The 9,280-nt window shown below is 41.6% G+C and carries 7 protein-coding genes and 3 tRNA genes; 3 read left to right on the top strand and 7 right to left on the bottom strand.

Features of this window, described 5'->3' with window-relative positions:
* Window positions 1-285: 285 nt before the first annotated feature.
* The 3 genes from mnmA to polX are packed head-to-tail and all read left to right on the top strand — an operon-like array spanning window position 286 to window position 3,936.
* Window positions 286-1,374, top strand: a complete 1,089-nt coding sequence (mnmA, locus tag HZC12_07325; GenBank protein ID MBI5026521.1) for a tRNA 2-thiouridine(34) synthase MnmA — start codon at window positions 286-288, stop codon at window positions 1,372-1,374.
* Window positions 1,375-1,414: 40 nt separating this feature from the next.
* Complete coding sequence (locus tag HZC12_07320; GenBank protein MBI5026520.1) at window positions 1,415-2,188, top strand: DUF72 domain-containing protein; 774 nt, start codon at window positions 1,415-1,417, stop codon at window positions 2,186-2,188.
* 14 nt (window positions 2,189-2,202) lie between these two features.
* Entirely contained in the window at window positions 2,203-3,936 is a 1,734-nt protein-coding gene (gene polX / locus HZC12_07315; protein MBI5026519.1) for a DNA polymerase/3'-5' exonuclease PolX, read from the top strand.
* 101 nt (window positions 3,937-4,037) lie between these two features.
* On the opposite strand, the gene HZC12_07310 is transcribed toward polX, so the two are convergent.
* From HZC12_07310 to HZC12_07280, 7 genes are all read right to left on the bottom strand, one after another.
* A complete protein-coding gene (locus HZC12_07310; GenBank protein ID MBI5026518.1) occupies window positions 4,038-4,532 on the bottom strand; it encodes a hypothetical protein in 495 nt (164 codons plus the stop codon).
* Window positions 4,533-5,028: 496 nt separating this feature from the next.
* Window positions 5,029-5,529, bottom strand: coding sequence for an ATP-binding protein (locus HZC12_07305; protein ID MBI5026517.1), 501 nt, complete (start codon window positions 5,527-5,529; stop codon window positions 5,029-5,031).
* Window positions 5,530-6,132: 603 nt separating this feature from the next.
* A complete protein-coding gene (locus HZC12_07300) occupies window positions 6,133-6,999 on the bottom strand; it encodes a hypothetical protein (protein MBI5026516.1) in 867 nt (288 codons plus the stop codon).
* The gene (locus HZC12_07295) at window positions 6,993-8,075 is read right to left on the bottom strand and encodes a hypothetical protein (GenBank protein MBI5026515.1); all 1,083 of its coding nucleotides are present in this window, start codon (window positions 8,073-8,075) and stop codon (window positions 6,993-6,995) included. The genes HZC12_07300 and HZC12_07295 overlap by 7 nt, the downstream gene beginning before the upstream one ends.
* Window positions 8,076-8,497: 422 nt before the next feature.
* Window positions 8,498-8,573: transfer RNA gene (locus tag HZC12_07290), tRNA-Lys, on the bottom strand.
* A gap of 118 nt (window positions 8,574-8,691) precedes the next feature.
* A tRNA-Arg gene (locus HZC12_07285) sits at window positions 8,692-8,765 on the bottom strand.
* Window positions 8,766-8,878: 113 nt separating this feature from the next.
* Window positions 8,879-8,954, bottom strand: a tRNA-His gene (locus tag HZC12_07280).
* Window positions 8,955-9,280: the final 326 nt, after the last annotated feature.

Here is a 9,280-nt window from a genome sequence, read left to right as displayed (position 1 = left end):
TTTTACGGGTAATAAGCTAAACCATGACACGTCATTCCCGCGAAGAAAGGAGAGAAAAAGCAGTCCTTCCTCGGTTTACGGGTAATAAGCTAAACCATGACACGTCATTCCCGCGAAGGCGGGAATCCAATCTTCTCATTTTCCCAAAACAATCAACTACCACTTCGTAATAACAGTTTTTGCTTTTCTCTTAAAGACTTATCCTCGGTTATACCCTATTTCTGGGGGAACTCCTGTTTTATATTTCCCAAATCCCCCACCTCTTTTCTATGTTAAAATATTTTTATGAAGGTAGTTGTGGCTATGAGTGGAGGGGTAGATTCCTCTGTAGCAGCGTATCTGCTTAAGAAGCAGGGCTATGAGGTCTTTGGCCTGAGCCTTGAGCTGTGGGAGCAGAGGGGGAGAAAAAACTTCAAGACATGCTGCTCGGTTGAGGCCATCGAAGGTGCAAGAAAGGTGGCAGAAGGCATTGGAATTCCCCATTATTCAGTGGATGTAAAGGATTCATTTATGCAGTATGTCATTGAGCCTTTCTGCGAAGATTATCTCTCTGGAAAGACCCCTAACCCATGTATACTCTGCAATAAGCATATAAAGTTTAATTTTCTCTTATCGAAGGCCAGGGAGCTCGGAGCAGACCTGATTGCAACAGGCCACTATGCAGGGGTAATACAGAAAGACGGAAGGTTTTATCTGAAAAAAGGTCTTGACCCGAAGAAGGACCAATCATATGTGCTTTATGTGATGAATCAGGAACAATTGAGCAGGACCATTTTCCCACTCGCTGGACTCTTCAAGGAAGATACAAGGAGGATTGCTTCTGCAGCCGGGATTATAACAGCAGAGCGTCCTGAAAGTCAGGAGATATGTTTTGTAGGCGATGGCCGATATGGAGAATTTATAAAAGGCTTAAATCCTGAGGCATCTACCTCTGGGCCGATAGTCAATATTGACGGAAAGGTAATTGGCGAACACAGGGGTATAGCCTTTTACACCATTGGCCAGAGGGCTGGTTTGGGGTCGATCCGACCGGCTGGCAAGCCATTGTATGTAATAAGGTTTGATAAACCTAACCGCGCAGTTATTGTGGGAGAACGGGAAACTGCAATGAAAAGGAGTTTTTCAGTGAAGGATTTAAACTGGCCATCCAAAGAACCACTCAGTTACGAGTCGCAACGACCCGAATACCCCTTCAGGGCATCTGTAAAGATCCGCTCGGCCATGAAAGAAGAACCAGCTACCATTACTCCAATTAATGGCAGCAGGGTTTCAGTTGAATTCGATACTCCCCAGTGGGCCCCTGCCCCAGGGCAGAGCGCAGTCTTTTATGACGGAGACATTGTCCTCGGCGGAGGAATAATAGAAGAATTTTAAATTTTGAATTCTCAATTGTTTGGTGTATACTTGCCTCAAGATGCCACGACTTAAAATAGGCTGCAGCGGATTTCTCTATAAAGACTGGAGGGGAGTCTTTTATCCAGCAGACCTTCCACAGAGAAGATGGCTGAATTTTTATACAGAAAAGTTTAACACGGTTGAGCTGAATGTGACCTTTTACAGACTTCCTACGAAAGAGGCATTTGATAAATGGCATAGAGAAACTCCAGAGGGTTTTTCCTATAGCCTTAAGGGAAGCCGATTCATCACGCATATTAAAAAGCTGAGGGATGTGGAAATGCCCCTTGAGAGTTTTTTTAATGTTGCAGCTCCCCTCGGGAAAAAGTTTGAGGTAGCCCTGTGGCAGTTTCCACCTATTTTCAGGGCTGACCCGCCACGTTTGAAGAGCTTTATTGAGCTATTGTCTTCCTATAATGTCCGCCATACCTTTGAATTCAGACATGAGAGCTGGATAACGCCAAAAATAACAAAGCTTCTCGAGGGAGCAAATATTGCCTTCACAATGGCCGATTGGCCTGAGTTCATAGATGATTTGCCCATTACTGCCGATTTTGTATATATACGCAGACATGGCGAAGGCGGAAGCTATGCAACATCCTACAGCGCCGAACAGTTAAAGAAAGATGCCAGGAGGATAAAATCCTATATGAGAGAGGGTAAGGATGTTTATATCTACTTTAACAATGATGCCTTTGGCTATGCACCAAAAAATGCAATGGAACTTAAGACTCTTCTTGAAAAACCCGCAAAAAAGCCAAAACCCACAAAGCCGTTGAAAAGAAAACGATAAAAGCCGGGCAAATTATGAAAAATCAGGAAGTAGCAAGAATTTTCAATGCCATTGCCGACATCCTCGAAATCAAAGGAGAAAATCCCTTCAGAATAAGGGCATACAGAAGGGCAGCACAAAATATCGAGGGCCTTCCAAAAGATGTGGCCGAGGTCTCCAAAGAAGAGCTCACAAAGATTCCAGGAATTGGCCAGGATCTGGCTGGAAAGATTGAAGGGTATGTAAAAACAGGACGCATGCCTTTTTATGAGGAACTTCAAAAAGAAGTTCCTCCTGGCCTTGTGGAGCTCCTTAACGTCCCGAGCCTTGGCCCGAAGACTGCCAAACTCCTCTATGACAGGCTCAAGATAAAAAGCATTGATGAGCTTGAGGATATGGCTAAGCAGCACAGGCTGAAGGGCCTTCCAGGGATTCAGGCCAAGACCGAAGAGAATATTCTCAAGGGTATAGAGATGATAAAACGGGGGAAGGAGAGACAGCCCATTGGAAGAGTTCTTCCCCTTGCTCAGGACATCCTAAAAAAACTGAAAGAGAAGGCACCTGTAAAAAAACTTTCACTCTGTGGAAGCCTGAGGCGGTGGAAGGATACGATTAAAGATATAGACATCCTTGCCACATCTTCAGACCCAAAGAAAGTAATGCATGCCTTTATAAATTTGCCCCATGTTAAAGACGTGTTAATGCAGGGTCCGACAAAGTCGAGCATAGTCACACACGAGGGACTACAGGTAGATGTGCGGGTTGTGGAGGAGGAGAGTTTTGGCGCAGCCCTCGCTTATTTTACTGGAAGCAAGGCACACAATATAAGGGTCAGAGAAATGGCTGTAAAAGCCGGGCTCAAGATAAATGAATACGGGATTTTCAAGGAGAAGACAGGCAAGAGAATCGGGGGGAAAGACGAGGCCGATGTCTATAAGGCCATTGGCCTTCCTTTTATACAGCCTGAGATGAGAGAGGACATGGGTGAGATTGAGGCAGCAATGGCTGGAAGGCTTCCCGAATTGATAGATCTTAAAGATGTAAAAGGAGACCTTCATGTCCATTCTAAATGGAGTGATGGGAGCCATAGTTTTGAAGAGCTCGTGGAGGCAGCAAAAGAGAGGGGCTATGAGTATCTGGCCATAACAGACCACTCAAAAGGCCTTGGCATCGCAAGGGGCCTTAGCAGTGAAGAAATCCTAAATGAAAAGAAAAAAATAGATGCCTTAAATAAAAAATTAAAGGGCTTTTCCCTTCTTGCCGGGGTTGAAGTTGATATAAGAAGCGACTGCAAAATGGATTATCCAGATGAAGTCTTAAAGGAACTCGACATTGTTGTCGCTTCCATACATTCAGGCTTCAGGCAGTCAAAGGAGCAGCTCACAGACAGGCTTGTCTCTGCTGCAAAAAACCCATATGTATCAGTCATTGCCCATCCAACCGGGAGGCTTATAGGCGAGAGGGACGCTTATGAAGTTGATATGGAAGAATTCTTAAAAATGGCGAAAAAAACCGGCACAGCAATAGAAATAAATGCCTATCCCCTGCGTCTCGACTTAAATGACATTTATACAAAAAGGGCAAAGGAAATGGGGATTCCCCTTGTTATAAGTACAGACGCTCACATAATCTCGCAGCTCGACTATATGGTTTATGGTGTAAGCATAGCAAAGAGGGGTTGGCTTGAGAAGGCCGATGTCCTTAACACCCTTCCTTATAAAAAATTATTAAGCTGGCTGAGGGTAAAACAGCGAGCATTGTCAGCCTGAAGGTCTAAAAGCTTAAATCAATAGTTTGTTTTTAACGATTGAAATCACGGGCGGGCTATTGCCCGTCCCGTGGAGTGAGTCGTTAGGCTGCTCGAACATAATTAAGAGATTGAGATGACATTATTCCTTACGACTATCTTGAAATCAGAGAAACTATTAATCACAAACTTTAAATGTTTGATCGCATTTCTATAATTCTGAATGTTGATGTTGCGACGCTTAGTTTTAGTATACTTCCTTTGTTCGAGAAGATATGAATTTGAATGCATCAAGTCATTACGGGCTGTTGCATAATTTTTCTTTTTATTAGCTATAACAATTATCTGCGCATCCCCTAATGTGATTCGCTTAATAAATTTCTTTATAAATTCACCCTTTTTACATTTATAATATTTTCCTAGACTAATCTGGCCTGAAGACGAGGATTTGTAGTAGGAGTAATCAACAAGTGATTTATTTTTTCTGTTCTTTATTATGTATTCTTTAAAAATTCTTTCAATTATTGCATATGCCAACAATGACGCAGCAAATGGATATTTTTGAGAGATATTGTTTAGAGCACAAATCGTCCCTTTTTCTTTAGTTCCTATTTTCATTGTAGCCTAACCTTCTTTTTTATATTGATTCTATATCCGTCTCAAATATAAGTTTTCAAATTAGGGTTGTCAACCCTTTGTACTCGTTCAATACATATGAGACAAATAAAGGAGCTCATATCATAATTTAATGCCCTTTTCTGTCATTTCGGCTTGTCCGAAATCCTTCTTCACTTCCTGTCATGTTGGCTTGTCCAGCATCCTTCTTCATGATTCCGAACTGATTCCTGACGAGCAGGAACAAGAGTCGGAAGGATTCCCGACAAGCGGGATAAAAGCTATAATGACTTGATATTGTTCGACTTTTAAAAGAAGGGTTGCTATTACCAGAGTGACAGCCCAACCTTTAATTATAAAAGAATTGAAGGCCAATCGTTTAATTATGTCCTGAATGATCTTTAGCTCTTCAACAAAAAACTTTTCTATTTGTTTTTCCTCTGACATTAATTAAACATCCTTTCTCATTTGTTCAATTTACTCCTCTCCCCTCATCAAGTCATCCCTGCCTATACGCAGGCTTAGGAAATATTACCTTTACCGGCTGACGAAAAATTGCATGTTGAACCAATAATTCGCCTTTTGATAATCGTGTAAGAGACAATTTTAAATCCTGTTCCAAAAATCGATAATCTGGCTGCATCACTTCCGCTGACGCTGTTCTCCCTAAAACTTTTGTTGCTGAGTTGCCTGTCACACGTTGATGAACAGCACTCATAAACTGTTGTGCCGAGAATAAAATCACTCCGAGAGAACGTCCTCTTTCTGAAATATCTAAAATTTGTTCAATAAGTGGAGATTCTTTTGTTCCTGCTGGAGCATACTTGTTTAGCTCGTCAACAAAAATAATAACTTTCTCTGGAAGGGTAAGCGTTTCATCAGATTCAGCAAATAACTCATAAATGGTACGGACTATATCACCAAAGACAAAGGTCTGTTCAAAATCTTGTAGTTTAGCAATATCTACAACATAAGTATGTCCACCTTCAATGCCTCGCATCTCTTCTGAAAGGTTGTGCTCGTTGCGAGAACGTTGTTCTGTAAAAAGAAAGTGATCTCCATCGAAAGCAACACCTAATAGACGTTCCTTGCTGAATCGTTCTTTTTTTGCAAAGTCGAGGATATAACCTGAAACCTGTGTGATGAGCTGACGGTTCTTATTATTATCCGGCTTTATAGCATAAGGCTTCTTGTATTCAAAAATAAGACGATTAAAGACAGTGTCCGCCCGCCCATTTGCTAATGTAAGTTCATCTCGTATCTTGGAGATTGAGGCCGAGACGTTTTTCTTCCAGGAAGTTTTCCCAGATTGGGGAGACTATTTCACGTAGTTTCTTTTCAGGGTTTTGGGGAGTGCTCGCAGCAATTTTAACAACTTGCTTAATTTGATTAACTATCTCAGTCAAGCTTTTCATTTTTTCCCTGAAAAATCACCGATAAAATACGAATATCAGATATCCTTTAATACTTCTTCTTCTCCACAACCTTCCCACTATTATAAAACTCAGCTTCAAAATAATCTCCTTTTTCTCATGTCCACATCATGCCCACATAAGCAGAACATGTCCAAAAAACCACAAAATTTGGACACGTCCATCATGGGTTAAAATGCAGTTTTTCGTTGAGCCTTTTCTTCCCATGAAGAAATCCTCAGGATATCGAGAAGCTCAGAAATCTTCTCATACGCCCTACGCATGATTATATCCCTGTCCTCTTTATCTGCCACCTCAAGAAAGTCTGCCACCCATTTCGGACCTATATGCTCTACGGAGGCAAACTTACTTCTTATTTTCTCAAGACCCTCGATGATGAGTTTGTTTTTTATATGAGGCGTGAATTCTGAGGCAAACCCTTCTATACCTCCGGGATAATGCTCGATGCAATAATAAATGTCATAGGCATCTTTTTCTTTCATCCTGCCAAACATCGCCATTCCCTTCATCACAAGGATTGGGACAATCCCTGCAACCTTAAAGCTTACTTTATCTTTTCCTCCGTCAGGAAGTTCCCCTTCGAGTGTAACAGTAATTGAAGAATCAAAGGCAAGGTCACAGCCTCTGGCTTTTCTTGCACGGATGTCCTGAACTTTCTGTGTCCTATGACCTTTGCCTGTGCCTCCGTATTCTCCGGCCATGATGTCAACCTCGACATTTATCGGCTCTGTCCCTTCAATCTTCACTTTTCTGAAAAATCTGAAAGGCTGTTCCTTATCCTGCGTATACCCACGTTTAAGGAATGCCTTTAGGATTGTCTGGTAAGTATCATCAGGAATTTTTGAAAAGTCCAGGGCAACATCAATATCAAGACTGCCGACATGGGGATCATCAGACTGTGGAAATAGAAATGTTGGAGCCCATCCTCCGATTATTACCATTTCATCTTTTATCTCACCGAGGAGATGAACAAGTTCAAGAAGGACAGCTTTACAGGCCTTAATCTCTTTGTCTCCGTATTGGCTTTTGCTTACCATCTGGTTTTTATCCTTTGTTCAAATATGGCCTGTGCTGCCTCTTCGCCCCTTCCTTTATAACTTTTAAGGTCAAGATAAAACTGGATGTCAGATACAACACTAATGCCGTTAATATCCCGAAGACCATAGAATACGCCTTCATCATATGGTTGCAAAAGAGTGACATTTGCCCCGGTCTCTACTTTTTTCAGTTTCAGGGCTTTTGCAATATTCTCAATGTTGCCATCAATATAAGAGAAGAACCGCATAAATCTTACAAACGGCGCTACTTTTCTTGCACCTGAAAATAATGCAAGACCATAACGATACTTCCTTTTTGCACACTCCTTTTTGATTGCCGCCTCAAGCTGGTCTTCTGAAAAACCTGAATAGAATGAAAAGCCCGGATTCTTTTCGTAGGAATAATTATTGACCCACTGAGTAAGCACTTCTTGTGGTTTAGCAAGATAGAAGCTCTTATTTTCTTCCTTAATCCATTCCTCTGAAAGAAGCGCCTGTTTAACCCTTGAGGTTAGCCCTATGCTGATGCCAGCTTCCCTTGACAGGTCTTCAACGTACCACCTCTTTGAAGGATCTGAGAGAAGCACCCTCAGTATTCTGCTTGATTTCGGGGAGAAGACGGATCTTGAGATACGAGCAGCAACGAAAGGATTAGGTCTGCCGCTCCTGTCTATAAATACATTCTTGAAGGATAGAACTGCATTCCCTGCCAGATCAACGCAGCCTATGCCTGCCTCTTTGCATATCTGTCTGCTTGCATCACTGAGATAAGGAGCAACCAGTATGCCATAGGAGTTTTTAAAGCTCTTAAGATATTCTTTAAGCTGAGCAATTGCCATTCTTACAAGACGAGGCTCGCCTTGTGATTTTACTTCTATAATGAATTTCGCTGGCTTGCCGGAAATAAGAGTGCTCAATACAAAATCAACTTCTTTATTATCAATTCTGACATTGGCTTTAGATTCCTTTAGTTTAAGGAAGGGAATATCGGAAAGGACAGACGTCATACTTTTCTGTGCTTTTTTAAGCAGATCTTTCTCTGGAAACTGTTTCACTGTAGAAGCCTGTTTCACCATATGGTGAAACTATATATTATAGTGAAACAAAAGTCAAGGTGATTTCATAGGTCGTAGGGAAGGTTGTTAAGACCGACAACATCGATCTTGGCATCCTTTGGCCCCACTGCACCTTTTCTGCCTTTGTTTTTAGTTCTGAGGGGACAGCCTTGTTCGCCTCCATGAAGTTCAACAAGGTCGGAAGGTGGAAGGTTACTTACGAGTATTATACTTTAAAGTAATATAAATTGCGAAAGCTGAGTGAAGATGAAACCGGCAGTCGAGCGTGAGCCCTGAGCCTGCATCTAATACCTCTTTTCCTTCTTAACAACCTTCCCTACAACTCTGTATTTATTCCCCTTCTTAAGCTCTATATCAGGGTACTTAGGATTGAGAGGGTGAAGGACAATTGTATGCCGATTTCTTTAACTGTTAAAAAATCATGGTGAGCCGTGCAGGATTCGAACCTGCGACCCGCTGATTAAGAGTCAGCTGCTCTACCAACTGAGCTAACGGCCCGATTACTACAGCTTGTTAGGGATTAGGGGTTAGTAGTTAGTGAACTACAAAAATAATTTTTACTAATCCCCAACAGCTAACCCTAACAACTTGCAAATTCGCAAAGCGAATTTGCAAGCGCGCCTGAGAGGATTCGAACCTCCGACCCTCGGCTCCGGAGGCCGATGCTCTAATCCACTGAGCTACAGGCGCAACTCGCTTCGCTCCATTGTAAAATGCAAGTTGTAAAGTTCAAATTGCAAATTTTTCATCCTTTTATTTTTAAATCTGCAATTTACAATTTGCACTCTTCAATGATATTTGCATGGGGTGAGCGAGGGGACTTGAACCCCCAACACCTGGAGCCACAGTCCAGTGCTCTGACCATTGAGCTACGCCCACCATTTACGACAGTTATCAATGAATAGTGATCAATTATTAGTATAAAACAAAAATAGGCAAATTTTTTCAATTTCAAATTTAATGAACTCGTAAAAAGTCTAGAAATGCCTTTTTTTGTCATTCCCGTGAAAACGGGAATCCAGTTTTTTCAAGTAGTTACATGCTCTTTGGATTCCTGCTTTCGCAGGAATGACGACTTTTTACGATGCCATCAAAAAAGATGATAACAGAGTTTTAAACTTTAATAATGCTTGGCACACTTGTTGCTTACTTTTTAATGATAGGCGAGAGGAAAACAAAACAGAAAATAAAAATATGCAAGATGA

The organism is Nitrospirota bacterium, from assembly GCA_016214385.1.
In the GTDB taxonomy this organism is placed as follows: domain Bacteria; phylum Nitrospirota; class Thermodesulfovibrionia; order UBA6902; family JACROP01; genus JACROP01.
Note: the sequence above shows the minus strand (reverse complement) of the source record. Positions and strands in the feature narration are given on the sequence as shown.